This is a genomic window from Pseudomonas sp. PSB18, assembly GCF_014596565.1.
Classification (GTDB): Bacteria; Pseudomonadota; Gammaproteobacteria; order Pseudomonadales; family Pseudomonadaceae; genus Aquipseudomonas.
In genome coordinates, this window is sequence record NZ_NOIN01000004.1 from 321830 (window position 1) to 338140 (window position 16311).

Below are 16311 nucleotides of genomic sequence, written 5' to 3' on the forward strand. Positions count from 1 at the left end.
ACGCTTCGCGTCCAGTGACGCGGAGCGTCACGGGCTGCATACCCACGCGGAGCGTGGGAACGATCAACGGCCAGATGCCGCTCGTCCCCTCCCTCACCCCGCAGTTGAAAAACCCCACGCCACCCCCATATGAGTTTTCATCCGGGCATTTTCGCCCCGCTGCGTGGAGACTCTTCCCTTGACCACCATCGTTTCAGTCCGCCGTCATGGCAAAGTCGTCATGGGCGGCGACGGCCAGGTTTCACTGGGCAACACCGTGATGAAAGGCAATGCGAAGAAAGTCCGTCGCCTGTATCACGGCCAGGTCATCGCCGGCTTCGCCGGGGCCACTGCCGACGCATTTACCCTGTTCGAACGTTTCGAAGGCCAGTTGGAAAAACACCAGGGCCACCTGATCCGTGCCGCCGTGGAACTGGCCAAGGAGTGGCGCACCGATCGCTCCCTCAGCCGCCTCGAAGCCATGCTCGCGGTCGCCAACAAGGACGCCTCGCTGATCATCACCGGCAACGGCGACGTGGTTGAGCCCGAAGATGGCCTGATCGCCATGGGTTCCGGAGGCGCCTACGCCCAGGCCGCCGCCAGTGCACTGCTGAAAAAGACCGACCTGTCGGCCCGCGAAATCGTCGAGACCGCCCTGGGCATCGCCGCCGACATCTGTGTCTTCACCAACCATACCCAAACCATTGAGGAGCAGGATCTCGCGGAATGAAGCCCGTACCCCGGCTCATTCTTGCTTGAGGACCGCCAACTACTATGTCCATGACTCCCCGCGAAATCGTCCACGAACTCAACCGCCACATCATCGGCCAGGACGATGCCAAGCGCGCCGTCGCCATCGCCCTGCGTAATCGCTGGCGCCGAATGCAGCTGCCCGAAGAGCTGCGCGTCGAAGTGACCCCCAAGAACATCCTGATGATCGGCCCGACCGGTGTCGGTAAAACCGAGATCGCCCGTCGCCTGGCGAAACTCGCCAACGCGCCCTTCATCAAGGTCGAGGCCACCAAGTTCACCGAAGTCGGCTATGTCGGTCGTGACGTCGAGTCGATCATCCGTGACCTGGCCGACGCCGCCATCAAGCTGCTGCGCGAACAGGAAATCACCAAGGTCCGCCATCGCGCCGAAGACGCGGCTGAAGAACGCATCCTCGATGCCCTGCTGCCGCCGGCGCGCATGGGTTTCAACGCCGACTCCGCCGCGACCCAGGACTCCAACACCCGCCAGCTGTTCCGCAAGCGCCTGCGCGAAGGCCAGTTGGATGACAAGGAAATCGAGATCGAAGTGGCCGAAATGGCCGGCGTCGACATTTCCGCGCCACCGGGCATGGAAGAGATGACCAACCAGTTGCAGAGCCTGTTCGCCAACATGGGCAAGGGCAAGAAGAAAAGCCGCAAGCTCAAGGTCAAGGAAGCGCTGAAACTGGTGCGCGATGAAGAAGCCAGCCGTCTGGTCAACGAGGAAGAACTGAAGGCCAAGGCCCTGGAAGCCGTCGAACAGCACGGCATCGTGTTCATCGACGAGATCGACAAGGTCGCCAAGCGTGGCAATGTCGGCGGTGCCGACGTCTCCCGCGAGGGCGTGCAACGGGACCTGCTGCCACTGATCGAAGGTTGCACGGTCAACACCAAGCTGGGCATGGTCAAGACCGACCACATCCTGTTCATCGCCTCCGGTGCGTTCCACCTGAGCAAGCCAAGTGACCTGGTGCCGGAACTGCAAGGCCGCCTGCCGATTCGTGTGGAGCTCAAGGCGCTGTCGCCGGAAGACTTCGAACGCATCCTGAGCGAGCCCCATGCATCCCTGACCGAACAATACTGCGCGCTGCTCAAGACCGAAGGCCTGAATATCGAGTTCACGCCGGAAGGCATCAAGCGCCTGGCGCAGATCGCCTGGCAGGTCAACGAGAAGACCGAGAACATCGGTGCTCGCCGCCTGCACACGCTGCTTGAGCGTCTGCTCGAGGAAGTGTCGTTCAGCGCCGGCGACCTGGCGAGCAAACACGACGAAGCGCCGATCCTCATCGACGCCGAGTACGTCAACAGCCACCTGGGTGAATTGGCTCAGAACGAAGACCTGTCGCGGTATATCCTCTAAAAGCGGCAAGCTTCGAGCTGCAAGCTGCAAGCGGGGGGTGATCCGCTTGTAGCTTGTAGCTTGTAGCTTGTAGCTTTAAGCTGCTTTCATGACCAGACTCCCCACCGCCATCAACCTGCACAAAGCTTCGAAGACCCTGACGCTGAAATACGCGCCGGACGAGGAGTACCACCTGCCCGCCGAATTCCTGCGGGTGCATTCGCCTTCCGCCGAGGTCCAGGGCCACGGCAAGCCCATCCTGCAATACGGCAAGCTCAACGTCGGTTTGTCCAAGATCGAACCCGCCGGCCAGTACGCACTGAAATTGACCTTCGACGACGGTCATGACAGCGGATTGTTCACCTGGGAGTACTTGTACCAGTTGGCCGTGCGCCAGGACGAGCTGTGGAACGATTATCTTGCCGAGCTCAAGGCCGCCGGAAAAACCCGCGACCCGAACGAAACCGTCGTCAAGCTGATGCTCTAGCTCAAGGGCTGGCGCTTTAGGGCGAATTTTCTAGATTCATCTGCTTGAATGTCCACCCGGCAAGGTCAATGACTGGCCTGCTTGCGAAAAAAATTAAACTCGGGTAACCAATGGAGCTGGCAAGTTCCCTGCAAAGGAACCTGCGAGTTCCCTTGCACATGTTTCCTCATTGGCCACGATGCGGAATTAACGGTCACCCGAGCAGCGTACCTGGTATTGGCTGTGTGGCTTTATGGCACGGTTCCCGGTACTCGTCTGACAATGGAGCGTCGTAGATGAGCAACAAGAACAACGATGACCTGAAGTACCAGGCCTCGGAAAATACCCTGGGCTTGAACCCCGTCGTCGGCTTGCGCAGAAAAGACCTGCTGGCCTCTGCTCGCATGGTGCTGACCCAGACCCTCAAGCAACCGCTGCACAGTGCCAGGCATGTCGCCCATTTCGGCGCGGAGCTCAAGAACGTCCTGTTCGGCAGGTCCGCATTGCAACCTGCCGCCGATGACCGCCGCTTCAACGACCCGGCGTGGAGCCAGAACCCGCTCTACAAACGCTACATGCAGACCTACCTGGCCTGGCGCAAGGAACTGCACGCCTGGATCGATGACAGCAACCTGTCTCCCCAGGACATCAGCCGTGGGCATTTCGTGATCAACCTGATGACCGAGGCCATGTCGCCGACCAATTCGGCGGCCAACCCGGCGGCGGTCAAGCGCTTCTTCGAAACCGGTGGCAAGAGCCTGCTGGACGGCCTGTCCCACTTGGCCAAGGACCTGGTGCACAACGGTGGGATGCCGAGCCAGGTGGACATGGGCGCATTCGAAGTCGGCAAGAGCCTGGGCGTGACCGAAGGCGCCGTGGTGTTTCGCAACGACGTGCTGGAGCTGATCCAGTACCGCCCCATCACCGAACAGGTCCATGAACGACCTCTTCTGGTGGTCCCGCCGCAGATCAACAAGTTCTATGTATTCGACTTGAGTCCGGACAAGAGCCTGGCGCGCTTCTGCCTGCGCAGCAACGTACAGACCTTCATCGTCAGTTGGCGCAATCCCACCAAGGAACAGCGCGAGTGGGGTCTGTCGACCTACATCGACGCGCTCAAGGAAGCGGTGGATGTGGTCACGGCCATCACCGGCAGCAAGGACGTGAACATGCTGGGCGCCTGTTCGGGTGGCATCACCTGCACCGCGCTGCTGGGCCATTACGCCGCCCTCGGCGAGAAGAAAGTCAATGCCCTGACCCTGTTGGTGAGCGTGCTCGACACCACCCTGGACACTGACGTGGCGCTGTTCGTCGACGAGCAGACCCTCGAAGCCGCCAAGCGTCATTCCTACCAGGCGGGTGTGCTTGAAGGCCGCGACATGGCGAAGGTCTTCGCCTGGATGCGCCCCAATGACCTGATCTGGAACTATTGGGTCAACAACTACCTGCTGGGCAACGAGCCGCCGGTATTCGACATCCTCTTCTGGAACAACGACACCACACGGCTTCCGGCGGCGTTCCATGGCGACCTCATCGAAATGTTCAAGACCAACCCGTTGACCCGGCCCAATGCACTGGAAGTGTGCGGCACGCCGATCGACCTCAAGCAGGTCACCGCCGACATCTTTGCCCTCGCGGGCACCAACGACCACATCACGCCGTGGAAATCCTGCTACAAGTCAGCGCAGCTGTTCGGTGGCAAAGTGGATTTCGTGCTGTCGAGCAGTGGTCATATCCAGAGCATCCTCAACCCGCCGGGCAATCCCAAGTCGCGCTACATGACCAGTGAGGAAATGCCCGCCAAGGCCGAGGACTGGCAGGAAAACTCCACCAAGCACACCGACTCCTGGTGGCTGCACTGGCAAGCCTGGCAGGCCGAGCGCTCGGGCAAACTGAAAAAGGCCCCCACCGTCCTGGGCAACAAGACCTATGTGGCGGGTGAAGCGGCGCCTGGCACGTATGTGCATGAGCGGTAACGGATGCGACTGGCCTGCCGATACCCTGATGTGAGGCAGGGCTCGCCCGCTGCGAACCCAACCCCATACCCGCAGCAAATCCCCTGTGGGAGCGAGCCTGCTCGCGATAGCGCCAGGCCAGTCAAATCCATACCGACTGACCCGACGTCATCGCGAGCAGGCTCGCTCCCACAAGGACTCGGGAAAAAATGAAAGATCGCGACATAACCCACAGGGCTTGAAGCATGCCGCAACCGTACATCTTCCGTACCGTCGACCTGGATGGCCAGACCTTGCGCACTGCGGTACGCCCCGGCAAGCCTCACTTGACGCCGCTGCTGATTTTCAACGGCATCGGCGCCAACCTGGAGCTGGTCTTCCCGTTCATCGAGGCCCTGGACCCGGACCTGGAAGTCATCGCCTTCGACGTGCCCGGTGTCGGCGGTTCATCGACACCCAGCCGGCCCTATCGCTTTCCCGGCCTGGCAAAGCTTGCCGCGCGCATGCTCGATTACCTCGACTATGGGCAGGTCAGCGTGGTGGGGGTGTCATGGGGCGGCGCCCTGGCCCAGCAATTCGCCTACGACTACCCGGAGCGCTGCAAGAAGCTGATATTGGCGGCCACAGCCGCCGGAGCGGTGATGGTGCCGGGCAAGCCGAAGGTGCTGTGGATGATGGCCAGTCCCAGGCGCTACGTTCAGCCCTCCCATGTGCTGCGCATCGCACCGCTGATCTATGGCGGCTCGTTCCGCCGCGATCCGAACCTGGCGACGAGCCACGCGGCCAGGGTTCGCTCGGCGGGCAAGCTCGGTTATTACTGGCAACTGTTTGCCGGCCTGGGCTGGACCAGTATCCACTGGCTGCACAAGATCCATCAGCCAACCCTGATCCTGGCCGGGGACGACGATCCGCTGATCCCATTGATCAACATGCGCATGCTGGCCTGGCGCATCCCCAACTCCCAGTTGCACATCATCGATGACGGCCACCTCTTCCTGATCACCCGGGCCGAGGCCGTGGCGCCCATCATCATGAAATTCCTCGAGGAAGAACGTCAGCGTGCGGTCATGCATCCGCGTCCCACGCCGCAGGGTAGCGGCTGATAGCCCCATCGCGTCTGGCAGGACGCCGGAACGCGCAACTTCCGAAACAGCGACTATGTTGTCTGGTTCGGTGTGTTTGTTTTTAGCCTGATGATGAAGGAGTTGACTCATGCGCGACAAACCGGCGAAGGGTTCCACGCCCGCCCCTGCCAGCTTCATGAATGCGCAAAGTGCGGTCACCGGCCTGCGCGGCAGGGACCTGCTGTCCACCTTGCGCGATGTTGCCGCCTACGGCTTGCGCAACCCGGTGCACAGTGCCCGGCACGCGTTGAAGCTGGGCGGCCAGTTGGGTCGCGTGCTGCTGGGGGAAACCCTGCATCCCATCAATCCCAAGGACAAGCGCTTCGCCGACCCGACCTGGGAACTCAATCCCTTTTACCGGCGCAGCCTGCAGGCCTACCTGAGCTGGCAAAAGCAGGTCAGGAGCTGGATCGACGATTGCGACATGACGCCAGATGATCATGCACGGGCGCACTTCGCCTTCTCCTTGCTCAACGACGCCGTAGCACCCTCGAACACCTTGCTCAACCCGCTGGCGGTCAAGGAGTTCTTCAACTCCGGCGGCACCAGCCTGATCCGCGGCCTCAGTCACCTGGTCGACGACTTGCTGCACAACGATGGCATGCCACGGCAGGTCACGCCCCATGCCTTCGAGGTTGGCAAGACCCTGGCAATCACACCCGGTGCGGTAGTGTTCCGCAATGAGATGCTGGAGCTGATCCAATACCGACCCATGAGCGAAAAGCAGTATGCCAAGCCGTTGCTGATCGTGCCGCCGCAGATCAACAAGTTCTACATTTTCGACCTGACTCCTTCCAACAGCGTCGTCCAATACGCCCTGAAGAATGGCTTGCAGGTGTTCATCATCAGTTGGCGCAACCCGGATGTGCGTCACCGCGAATGGGGCCTGTCCAGTTATGTGGAAGCGACCGAAGAAGCCATGAACGTCTGCCGGGCGATCACCGGTGCCCGAGAGGTCAACCTGATGGGGGCCTGCGCCGGCGGCACGACCATCGCCGCCTTGCAGGGCCACCTGCAGGCCAAGCGCCAACTGCGCCGGGTCGCCAGCGCCACGTACCTGGTGAGCCTGCTGGACTGCGAGATCGACAGCGCGGCCACCCTGTTCCTCGACGAGCAGGCCCTCGAAGCCGCCAAGCGCCGGTCCTACCAGAAAGGCATCCTCGATGGTCGTGACATGGCCCGGGTATTCGCCTGGATGCGGCCCAACGACCTGGTATGGAATTACTTCATCAATAATTACCTGCTGGGTAAAGAACCACCGGCCTTCGACATCCTCTACTGGAACAACGACTCCACCCGGCTGCCGGCGGCCTATCACGGCGAACTGCTGGACCTCTTCAAGCACAATCCACTGACCCGCCCCGGGGCGCTGGAAGTGTGCGGCACGCCGGTCGACCTGCAAAAAGTGACGGTGGACAGTTTCAGCGTGGCCGGTATAAACGACCACATCACCCCATGGGACGCGGTGTATCGTTCGACGCTGCTGTTGGGAGGCGAGCGACGTTTCGTGCTCTCCAACAGCGGGCATATCCAGAGCATCATCAATCCACCGGGCAACCCCAAGGCCAATTACGTCGAGAACCCGCAACTGAGCGGCGACCCGCGGGCCTGGTACTACGACGGCAAACACGTCGACGGCAGCTGGTGGCCTCAGTGGCTGGAATGGATTCAGGCGCGCTCCGGTGCCCGGCGTGAAACCCAGATGGCCCTGGGCAACGCAAAATATCCACCGCTGGAGGCGGCGCCCGGAACCTATGTACGGGTGCGCTGAATGGCTCACCCCACGGTCGAGCTGTCGGCCGTGGCACGACTCCATCATTAAGAAAACCGGATGAAAACCCGCGACCGCATTCTTGAATGCGCCCTGCATCTGTTCAATGAAAAGGGCGAACCGAACGTTTCCACTCTGGAGATCGCCAACGAAATGGGCATCAGCCCCGGCAATCTCTATTACCACTTCCATGGCAAGGAACCCCTTGTCCTGGGGCTGTTCGAGCACTTCCAGGCAGAACTGTCACCGCTGTTGGATCCCCCCGCCGACGCGCAACTGGCACCGGAGGATTACTGGCTGTTCCTGCACCTGATCGTCGAACGCCTGGCCCAGTACCGGTTCCTGTTCCAGGACTTGTCGAACCTGGCCGGGCGCCTGCCGAAACTGGCCAAGGGTATCCGCCAGTTGCTCAATGCCCTGAAGCGGACCCTGGCATCCCTGCTGGCGCAACTCAAGGCCCAGGGACTTCTGGTCAGCGGCACCCAGGCCCTGGGGCAACTGGTGGAGCAGATCACCCTGACATTGCTGTTCTCGCTGGACTACCAGCGGATCCTTGATCGCGAAGGGGAGGGTCGGCTGGTGGTCTACCAGATCATGATGCTGGTGGCCCCGCATCTGTTGCCGGCGGCCAAGGTGGCGACCGAACGGTTGGCGTTGCGGTATCTGGAAGACCACGAATAGCCCTTTCTGTGGGAGCGAGCCTGCTCGCGAAGGCGGTGGGTCAGCAGCATGGAGGTCACTGATACACCGTTATCGCGAGCAGGCTCGCTCCCACAAGGGCCCTGTGACACCCATGAACAAAAACGCCCGACCTTCGCAGGCCGGGCGTTTTCTTGTGTGCCCTGAAAAATCAGGACTGACTGGTAGGCGTCGATGGAGCCGGCGCTGGAGTCGGGGTGGCAACCGGAGTCGGCGCCGAGACGGAGTTTGCCATGCTCGTCGGGGTCGCCGGTTTTGCGACGGCTGCCGGTGCCTTCGGTGCCGCTGCTTTTGGCGCGGCCGCTTTCTTCACGGCAGGCTTTTTCGCGGCGGCAGGTTTGGCTGCGGCTTTTACTGCAGGCTTGGCCGCCGGTTTCGCTGCCGCTTTGGCCGCAGCAGGTTTTGCCGCCGCGGTTTTTGTCGCAGGTTTCGCCGCGGCTTTGGCGGCAGGCTTGGCTGCCGCTTTGGCCGCTACCGGTTTGGCCGCTGCCTTGACTGCGGGCTTGGCCGCAGCGGTTTTTGCCGCTGGCTTGGCCGCGGCTTTCACCGCAGGTTTGGCCACGGTTTTTGCCGCCGCTTTCACCAATGGCTTGGCCGCCGCTTTGGTGGCCGGCTTGGCCGCTGCAGTCTTGGCCGCCACTGGTGCGACCTTGGCCCCGGTGAGTTTTTCGATCTGCTTGGTCAGGGTGTCGACCTTGCTGTGCAGTGCCTTGACTTCATTGCGGCTTGGCACGCCCAGGCGGGAGATCGCGCTGTTCAGGCGCTTGTCGAAAGCCCCTTCCAGTTCGTCCCACTTGCCCAGTGCACGATCCTTCACGCCGCTCATGCGCGACTTGGCGGACTCGGCAGAGTCCTTGGCCGCATCGACTTGTTTGCCGACCGCCGTCTTGGTGAGTTTTTCGGCCTTCTCGCCGTCCTTAACCAGGGACTCGAAGAGTTTGCTGCCGTCAGTGTCGATCTTCGAGTACACGCCTAAACCAGCAAGCCAGATTTTGCGGGAATATTTTTCAATCTTCCCGGCCCACGAGCTGCTTTCTTTCTCGGTTGTTTTTTTGCCAGCCATCCCGTTCTCCTTAATGTTTACGCGTCACACGTTCGAGCAGTGCCGTCAGCTCATCGAGCTTGGCAGAGAGTGCCTCAACGTCATGTTTAGACGGAATGCCGATACGATTCAAGGCACTTGCAACACGGGCGTCGAATACCTTCTCGACTTTATCGAGTTGTACTTCGACCCGGGCCTTGAACGTATTGACGTCGGCCCTGGCTTCAATCAATTCGCTGTTGGCCGCTTCAAGTTTCCCGGCAATATTCTTTTTGCCTTTTGTTTCAATAACTTCGCCAGCCTTTACCAACTCCTGGAAGTACTCGCTGCCTTCCTGGCCGACCTTGGTGTAGGCGCCCAGGCCAGCCAGCCAGATCTTGCGCGCGTACGTTTTCACGCCGCTGAGCGTGGAAGGTTCGACGTCGGTTTTTTTCTTCAGAATAACTTTGGCCATGGTGCACCTCACTCGAAAACGGGTTGGAGGAACTGCCCGCATGCGGACGGGCTCAGGCACAAAGTAGGGAGAATAATTAGAAAGGGCACCCTAACAACCCATCCAAATACTGAACGCGCTGACTTTCTCTGTGGGAGCGAGCCTGCTCGCGAAGGCGGTGGGTCATTCAATGATGATGTTGTGACTTTGACACCGCCATCGCGAGCAGGCTCGCTCCCACAGGGGGAGTGCCAGACATGATTTCCGGTGTCAGGCCAACGCCTTGTCCAGCGCCTTTTCAATCTCCGTCTTGATCATCCCGCTCATGGCCGACATCAACAGGCCCAGCTTCACGTCGACGCGAATCAGGTCCTCGCCGACGTCCACTGTGCCCTCCACTCCAGACCCCTTGAACTCCAGCGTGTCGCCGACCCATTGCGGCTTCAGGCCATAGCTGTCGGATAATTTCTGCGCCAACTGGTCGGCCTTCGCGCGGGCCGCTTCCTTGCCCAGGTCATGGGTACGCTCAACACTGATTTTGGCCATTTGCTGACTCCTGTTATATCGGCAATTGCCCGGACTGCGTCAAAACGTCCCGGCGGTGGTTCATCTTACCTTCAGCCTTGCCAAGACAAAGCCCTCCACCGGGATTAGAATGTCCCGCATTCTTTTTTGGTGACAGCGATATGACTGATCAGCGCAAAGGCAGCGATGCCGAACCCACCACTCACTTCGGCTTCAAGAACGTGCCGGAAAGCCAGAAGGCGGAAAAAGTCGCTGAGGTTTTCCACTCGGTAGCCGCCAAATATGACTTGATGAACGATCTGCTCTCGGGCGGCATGCACCGCCTGTGGAAGCGCTTCGCGATCGAGTTGTCGGGCGTGCGCAGCGGCAACCGCGTGCTGGACATCGCTGGCGGTACGGGCGACCTGACGAAAAAATTCTCCCACATCGTCGGGCCGACCGGCCATGTGGTGCTCGCCGACATCAACGAGTCCATGCTCAAGGTCGGTCGCGACCGCCTGCTGGACCTGGGTGTGGCCGGCAATGTCGAGTTCGTCCAGGCCGACGCCGAGAAACTGCCGTTCCCGGACAACCACTTCGATTGCGTGACCATCGCCTTCGGCCTGCGCAACGTCACCCACAAGGAAGACGCCCTGCGCTCGATGCTGCGGGTACTCAAGCCCGGTGGCCGCTTGCTGGTGCTGGAATTTTCCAAACCCACCAACGCGCTGATGTCCAAGGCTTACGACGCCTACTCGTTTGCCTTCATGCCATTGATGGGCAAGCTGATCACCAACGATGCGGAAAGCTATCGCTACCTGGCCGAATCGATCCGCATGCACCCGGACCAGGAAACCCTGAAGTCGATGATGGTCGATGCCGGTTTCGACCGCGTGACCTACCACAACATGACCTCGGGCATCGTGGCCCTGCACCGCGGTATCAAACCCTGATGCTGCTCGCCGGCCTGCTCGCCAGCGTCGAACTCGGCATCAACCGGGTATTGCGCCTGGACAGCACGGCGCTGGCGCGCCTGGCGCATCTGGGCGGCAAGGTGATTGCCGTCGACTGCCGAAGCCCGGCGTTGCAGTTGTTCATCCTGCCCAGCGACGAAGGCCTGATGCTCGCTTCCCATTGGGAAGCCGAGGCCGATTGCACCTTGCGCACCCCGGCGTCGAGCCTGCTGAACCTGGCCCTGAGCAAAGACAAGACGGCGGTGTTGCATAGCCCCGACGTCGAGCTCGAAGGCGACAGCGGCGTGCTGCTGGACCTGGCGGCCATCCTGCAGGACCTGGAGCTGGACTGGGAGTATGAGCTGTCCCGCTGGCTCGGCCCGGTGGCCACCCAGTTGATCAGCGGCCATTTGCGCAGCCGCACGCGCTGGTATCGGCAGGGCTTCGCCAGCCTGGGGCAGAATCTGAGTGAATACCTGGCCGAAGAATCGCGTACGCTCGTAGGAAAACGCGAAGCCGAAGCTCGTTTTAATGAACTGGACCAGATCAAACTTGATCTGGAACGTCTCGAGGCGCGTTTCGAGCGCCTTTCCCGATCCCTTGAAACCAAGCGATAACGCATGAAGCTGCTTGCCGTCCGCCGTTTGTTGCGCATCCAGCGCGTCGTGATCCGTTACCGCCTCGATGACCTGCTGTTCGCCCTGCCCCTGCCCTGGTTTCTCCTGGCACTGCGCTTCGCGCTGCCGTGGCGCTGGTTCCCCCGGCGAACGCTGGACCTGAGCCGTGGCGCCCGCCTGCGCCTGGCCTTGCAGGACCTGGGACCGATCTTCATCAAGTTCGGGCAGATCCTCTCGACCCGCCGCGACCTGTTGCCCGAAGACATCGCCGATGAGCTGATGCTGCTGCAAGACCGCGTGCCACCGTTCGATTCCAAACTGTCGGTGGCCCTGATCGAGGAGCAACTGGGCAAGAAGATCCATGAAGTCTTCAGCCGTTTCGATGTCGAGCCCCTGGCTTCGGCCTCCGTGGCCCAGGTTCACGCCGCGCAGCTCAAGAGCGGCGAAGAAGTGGTGGTCAAGGTCATCCGCCCGGGCCTCAAGCCGGTCATCGCCCAGGACCTGGCGTGGCTGTTCATCCTCGCCCGCGCCGCCGAACGAGTGTCCGCCGATGCACGCCTGCTGCACCCGGTCGACGTGGTGCTGGATTACGAGAAGACCATCTACGACGAACTCGACCTTCTGCGCGAGGCCGCCAACGCCAGCCAGTTGCGCCGCAACTTCGAAGGCTCGCCGCTGCTGTACGTGCCGCAGGTCTATTGGGACTGGTGCCGCCCCAAGGTCCTGGTGATGGAACGCATCTACGGCATCCAGGTCACCGACCTGGCGACCCTGGCCGACCAGCGCACCGACATGAAAATGCTCGCCGAGCGCGGCGTGGAGATTTTCTTCACCCAGGTGTTCCGCGACAGTTTCTTCCACGCCGACATGCACCCCGGCAACATCTTCGTCAGCACCGTGCAGCCGTGGAGCCCGCAATACATTGCCATCGACTGCGGCATCGTCGGCAGCCTGACGCCCGAAGACCAGGATTACCTGGCCCGCAACCTGTTCGCATTCTTTAAACGCGACTACCGCCGCGTCGCACAACTGCACATCGACTCAGGCTGGGTACCGGCCGAGACCAAGCTCAACGAATTCGAAGCGGCGATCCGCACCGTGTGCGAGCCGATCTTCGAAAAACCGTTAAAAGATATTTCCTTCGGCCAGGTGCTGATGCGCCTGTTCCAGACCGCGCGTCGCTTCAACATGGAGGTTCAGCCACAGCTGGTGCTGTTGCAGAAGACCCTGCTGAACATTGAGGGCCTCGGTCGCCAGTTGTACCCGGACCTGGACCTGTGGAACACCGCCCAGCCCTTCCTCGAACGCTGGATGCGCGAACGCGTCAGCCCCAAGGCCCTGCTGGGCAACGTGCAGAGCCAGCTCGAACAGATTCCGCACCTGGCCAACATGACCCGGGACCTGCTCGAACGCATGTCCCAGCCCCACGCCCAGGACCCCGCCCCCCCGTGGAAACGTCGCAAGGACGACTGGTTGCTGCGTCTGCTCGGCGCCGCGCACCTGGGTGGCGGCGCTGTACTGGCAGCCGGCGGACCGTTGAGCGAACTGGGGCATTGGCCTGCCGCCGTGATGGTGATCGTTGGTTTGTATCTGGTCGTTCGTCGATAGCCAGCACCGGTTCGCACTGGCACACTGTTTCAACGCTGGGCCCACCGAGTTGAGGTGCAAGGCCCATGGTCGGAGTCGAAGATGAAAAACTGGCAGGACGAAATCAAATGGGACGCTGACGGCCTGGTGCCGGCCATCGCCCAGGATCACAAGACCGGGCGCGTCCTGATGATGGCCTGGATGAACCGCGAAGCCCTGGCCCTGACCGCCAGCGAGAACCGCGCCATCTATTGGTCACGTTCCCGTGGCAAGCTGTGGCGCAAGGGCGAAGAGTCCGGCCACGTGCAGCATCTGCATGAAATGCGCCTGGACTGCGACGGCGACGTCATCATCCTGATGGTCGAACAGGTCGGTGAAATCGCCTGTCACACCGGCCGTCAAAGCTGCTTCTATCGTGTCTTCGAGAACGGCGACTGGAAAACCGTCGATCCGGTGCTCAAAGACCCGCATGCCATTTATTCAGGACATACCCATGAGTGATACCCTGACCCGCCTGGCCCAGGTGCTGGAAGAGCGCAAAGGCGCAGCGGCCGACAGTTCCTATGTCGCGAGTCTGTACCACAAGGGCCTGAACAAGATTCTGGAGAAAGTCGGCGAGGAATCGGTCGAGACCATCATCGCCGCCAAGGACGCCGCTATCAGCGGTGACTGCAGCGACGTGATCTACGAGACCGCCGATCTGTGGTTCCACAGCCTGGTCATGCTGGCTCAACTGGGGCAGCACCCACAGGCTGTACTGGATGAACTGGACCGTCGCTTCGGTCTGTCCGGGCACGTCGAAAAGGCCTCGCGCCCGTCCGCCTGATCAACTATCGAGAGGAATAGCCACATGGGTATTTTTGACTGGAAACACTGGATCGTCATCCTGGTTGTCGTGGTGCTGGTGTTCGGGACCAAGAAACTGAAGAACCTGGGTACCGATGTCGGCGAATCGATCAAGGGCTTTCGCAAAGCCATGAACGACGACGAGAAGCCGGCCGACCCGACGGCAGCCCCTGCCCAGCCTGTGCCGCCCGCCCAGCCCGTACAGCCTCAAGCAGCACAACCTGTGAATGCGCCGCACACCATCGATGTGCAGGCACAGAAAGTCGAAGAGCCGACCCGCAAAGACTCGTGAGCACTGACTAATGTTTGGGATCAGCTTCACTGAACTGCTGCTCGTCGGCCTCGTCGCCCTGCTGGTGCTGGGCCCCGAGCGCCTGCCAGGTGCTGCGCGCACCGCCGGTCTATGGATCGGGCGTCTGAAGCGCAGCTTCAATGCGATCAAACAGGAAGTTGAGCGTGAAATCGGTGCCGACGAAATCCGTCGGCAACTTCACAACGAACACATCCTGTCCCTGGAACAGGAGGCGCGCAAGATCCTCGCGCCGACCCAGCAGGAGCCGACACCGGTCCAGCCCACGGCCGAACAGGCAACGGCGCCCCAGGTGCCGGTGGCGGAGCCCGCTGCGGTGCCGGCTGAGCCAGTCGCGCCAGTAGAGACAGCCCCAACGGCGCCGACACCGGCCCCCAACGACCCCACACAGCCGCCGCGAGCATCATGAGCAATATCCCAGAGAACGATCAGCCGATGCCGCTGGTATCGCACCTCACCGAGTTGCGCACCCGCCTGCTGCGTTGCGTGGCGGCGATTTTCATCATCTTCGCCGGGCTGTTCGCCTTCACCCAGCAGATCTACACCTTCGTCTCCACGCCTCTGCGCCAGTATCTGCCGGCAGGCGCGACCATGATCGCCACCGATGTGTCGTCGCCGTTCCTGACACCGTTGAAGCTGACGATGATGGTCTCGCTGTTCCTGGCGATCCCGGTGATCCTGCACCAGATCTGGGGCTTCATCGCCCCGGGCCTGTACAAGCATGAAAAACGCGTCGCCGTGCCGTTGCTGGTTTCCAGCATCCTGCTGTTCTACACCGGCATGGCCTTCGCCTATTTCCTGGTGTTCCCGCTGATCTTCAAGTTCTTCGCCGCCGCCACCCCGGCCGGCGTAGAGATGATGACCGACATCACCAGTTACCTGGATTTCGTCATGACGCTGTTCTTCGCCTTCGGCGTGGCATTCGAAATCCCCGTGGCGGTGGTGTTGCTGGTGTGGATCGGCGTGGTCGACGTTACATACCTGAAGAAGATCCGTCCGTACGTGATCATCGGCTGCTTCGTGGTCGGCATGATCCTCACCCCGCCAGACATCTTCTCCCAGACCCTGCTGGCGGTACCGATGTGGTTGCTGTTCGAGATCGGCGTGCTGTTCGGCGGCCTGGTGCGTAAACGTAGCGAAGAGTCGGAAACTGAAACGGCCGATGATCACAACGACCAGCCGCCTGCGACCCAACCGTGAACCTGCTGCTGCTCGAAGAGGCCGATTTCATCGGCCCGGACCGGGTCGTCCTGAGCGATCGCCGCCTGACCCACATGCAGGAAGTCCATCGCAGCGCCGTCGGTGACAGCCTGCGGGTCGGGCGCATCGGCGGGTTGATGGGCACGGCCCAGGTACTGCGCCTGGAAGCGCGCGAAGCCGAACTGCAAGTGACCCTCGACCAACCGCCGCCGGCCAAGCTGCCGCTGACACTGATACTGGCCTTGCCGCGGCCGAAGATGCTTCGGCGGGTGTTCCAGACCATTGCCACCATGGGCGTACCGCGCGTGGTGCTGGTCAACAGCTATCGCGTCGAGAAGAGCTTCTGGCAGACGCCCTTCCTCGAGCCCGAGGCCATCCGCGAACAATTGATCCTCGGCCTGGAACAGGCTCGGGACAGTGTGCTGCCGGAGATCATCATCGAAAAACGCTTCAAGCCCTTCGTTGAAGATCGCCTGCCGGCCATCGTCAGTGGCACTCTGGGCCTGATCGGCCACCCTGGCGATCATCCGCCTTGCCCCCGGGCGCTGACGGAACCGGTCACGCTGGCGATTGGCCCCGAAGGCGGTTGGATTCCCTACGAGATCGACCTGCTGGGCAAGGCCGGCCTGCAACCGGTGCAACTGGGCGAACGGATCCTGCGGGTCGAGACCGCCGTTACGGCATTGCTCGCAAGACTGTTCTGATCCCCTCGCCGCTAAAGTCCTACAGATTCC

General features: G+C 61.4%; 18 protein-coding genes and 1 pseudogene. 16 read left to right on the forward strand and 3 right to left on the reverse strand.

Annotated features, from left to right (window positions below; translation table 11 throughout):
- The first annotated feature begins 178 nt into the window (after positions 1–178).
- From hslV to CGA22_RS12410, 7 genes are all read left to right on the forward strand, one after another.
- Positions 179–709, forward strand: a complete 531-nt coding sequence (hslV, locus tag CGA22_RS12380) for an ATP-dependent protease subunit HslV (protein WP_025110273.1) — start codon at positions 179–181, stop codon at positions 707–709.
- A 44-nt stretch (positions 710–753) separates the two neighbouring features.
- A complete protein-coding gene (gene hslU, locus CGA22_RS12385) occupies positions 754–2091 on the forward strand; it encodes an ATP-dependent protease ATPase subunit HslU (protein ID WP_024779917.1) in 1338 nt (445 codons plus the stop codon).
- An 88-nt stretch (positions 2092–2179) separates the two neighbouring features.
- Positions 2180–2557 (forward strand): gamma-butyrobetaine hydroxylase-like domain-containing protein, encoded by a 378-nt coding sequence (locus CGA22_RS12390; RefSeq protein ID WP_041024762.1) that lies wholly within the window; start codon positions 2180–2182, stop codon positions 2555–2557.
- A gap of 275 nt (positions 2558–2832) precedes the next feature.
- On the forward strand, positions 2833–4512 hold the full coding sequence (phaC, locus tag CGA22_RS12395; RefSeq protein ID WP_041024761.1) for a class II poly(R)-hydroxyalkanoic acid synthase: 1680 nt from the start codon (positions 2833–2835) through the stop codon (positions 4510–4512).
- Between the two features lie 224 nt (positions 4513–4736).
- Positions 4737–5594, forward strand: coding sequence for a poly(3-hydroxyalkanoate) depolymerase (gene phaZ, locus CGA22_RS12400; RefSeq protein ID WP_041024760.1), 858 nt, complete (start codon positions 4737–4739; stop codon positions 5592–5594).
- A gap of 109 nt (positions 5595–5703) precedes the next feature.
- Positions 5704–7386: a class II poly(R)-hydroxyalkanoic acid synthase gene (gene phaC / locus CGA22_RS12405; RefSeq protein WP_041024759.1), complete on the forward strand. Its 1683-nt coding sequence runs from the start codon at positions 5704–5706 to the stop codon at positions 7384–7386.
- A gap of 60 nt (positions 7387–7446) precedes the next feature.
- Positions 7447–8067 carry a TetR/AcrR family transcriptional regulator gene (locus tag CGA22_RS12410; protein ID WP_041024758.1) on the forward strand — a complete coding sequence of 207 codons (621 nt, stop codon included), beginning with the start codon at positions 7447–7449 and terminating at the stop codon, positions 8065–8067.
- Positions 8068–8236: 169 nt separating this feature from the next.
- Here the strand turns inward: CGA22_RS12410 and CGA22_RS12415 are convergent, their stop codons facing one another.
- The 3 genes from CGA22_RS12415 to CGA22_RS12425 form a co-directional block, all read right to left on the reverse strand.
- Entirely contained in the window at positions 8237–9148 is a 912-nt protein-coding gene (locus tag CGA22_RS12415) for a phasin family protein (protein ID WP_041024757.1), read from the reverse strand.
- Between the two features lie 10 nt (positions 9149–9158).
- Positions 9159–9581 (reverse strand): phasin family protein, encoded by a 423-nt coding sequence (locus CGA22_RS12420; RefSeq protein ID WP_041024756.1) that lies wholly within the window; start codon positions 9579–9581, stop codon positions 9159–9161.
- A gap of 249 nt (positions 9582–9830) precedes the next feature.
- Positions 9831–10106, reverse strand: a complete 276-nt coding sequence (locus tag CGA22_RS12425; protein WP_041024755.1) for a polyhydroxyalkanoic acid system family protein — start codon at positions 10104–10106, stop codon at positions 9831–9833.
- Positions 10107–10246: 140 nt separating this feature from the next.
- Here CGA22_RS12425 and ubiE point away from each other — a divergent pair, with 140 nt between their 5' ends.
- From ubiE to CGA22_RS12470, 9 genes and pseudogenes are all read left to right on the forward strand, one after another.
- Positions 10247–11017 carry a bifunctional demethylmenaquinone methyltransferase/2-methoxy-6-polyprenyl-1,4-benzoquinol methylase UbiE gene (ubiE, locus tag CGA22_RS12430; RefSeq protein ID WP_041024754.1) on the forward strand — a complete coding sequence of 257 codons (771 nt, stop codon included), beginning with the start codon at positions 10247–10249 and terminating at the stop codon, positions 11015–11017.
- Positions 11017–11641 (forward strand): annotated as a pseudogene (locus CGA22_RS12435) (SCP2 domain-containing protein). The gene ubiE and the pseudogene CGA22_RS12435 overlap by 1 nt, the downstream one beginning before the upstream one ends.
- The gene (gene ubiB / locus CGA22_RS12440; protein ID WP_041024753.1) at positions 11638–13242 is read left to right on the forward strand and encodes a ubiquinone biosynthesis regulatory protein kinase UbiB; all 1605 of its coding nucleotides are present in this window, start codon (positions 11638–11640) and stop codon (positions 13240–13242) included. Before CGA22_RS12435 ends, ubiB begins: the two are co-directional and overlap by 4 nt.
- A gap of 81 nt (positions 13243–13323) precedes the next feature.
- A complete protein-coding gene (gene hisI, locus CGA22_RS12445) occupies positions 13324–13722 on the forward strand; it encodes a phosphoribosyl-AMP cyclohydrolase (protein WP_024779928.1) in 399 nt (132 codons plus the stop codon).
- Positions 13715–14047, forward strand: a complete 333-nt coding sequence (locus CGA22_RS12450) for a phosphoribosyl-ATP diphosphatase (RefSeq protein WP_003186671.1) — start codon at positions 13715–13717, stop codon at positions 14045–14047. Before hisI ends, CGA22_RS12450 begins: the two co-directional genes overlap by 8 nt.
- A 24-nt stretch (positions 14048–14071) precedes the next feature.
- Positions 14072–14359, forward strand: coding sequence for a twin-arginine translocase TatA/TatE family subunit (locus tag CGA22_RS12455; RefSeq protein WP_041024752.1), 288 nt, complete (start codon positions 14072–14074; stop codon positions 14357–14359).
- Between the two features lie 10 nt (positions 14360–14369).
- Complete coding sequence (tatB, locus tag CGA22_RS12460; RefSeq protein WP_041024751.1) at positions 14370–14786, forward strand: Sec-independent protein translocase protein TatB; 417 nt, start codon at positions 14370–14372, stop codon at positions 14784–14786.
- Positions 14783–15577 (forward strand): twin-arginine translocase subunit TatC, encoded by a 795-nt coding sequence (gene tatC / locus CGA22_RS12465; protein WP_041024750.1) that lies wholly within the window; start codon positions 14783–14785, stop codon positions 15575–15577. The genes tatB and tatC overlap by 4 nt, the downstream gene beginning before the upstream one ends.
- The gene (locus tag CGA22_RS12470) at positions 15574–16281 is read left to right on the forward strand and encodes a 16S rRNA (uracil(1498)-N(3))-methyltransferase (RefSeq protein WP_041024749.1); all 708 of its coding nucleotides are present in this window, start codon (positions 15574–15576) and stop codon (positions 16279–16281) included. Before tatC ends, CGA22_RS12470 begins: the two co-directional genes overlap by 4 nt.
- Positions 16282–16311 lie beyond the last annotated feature (30 nt).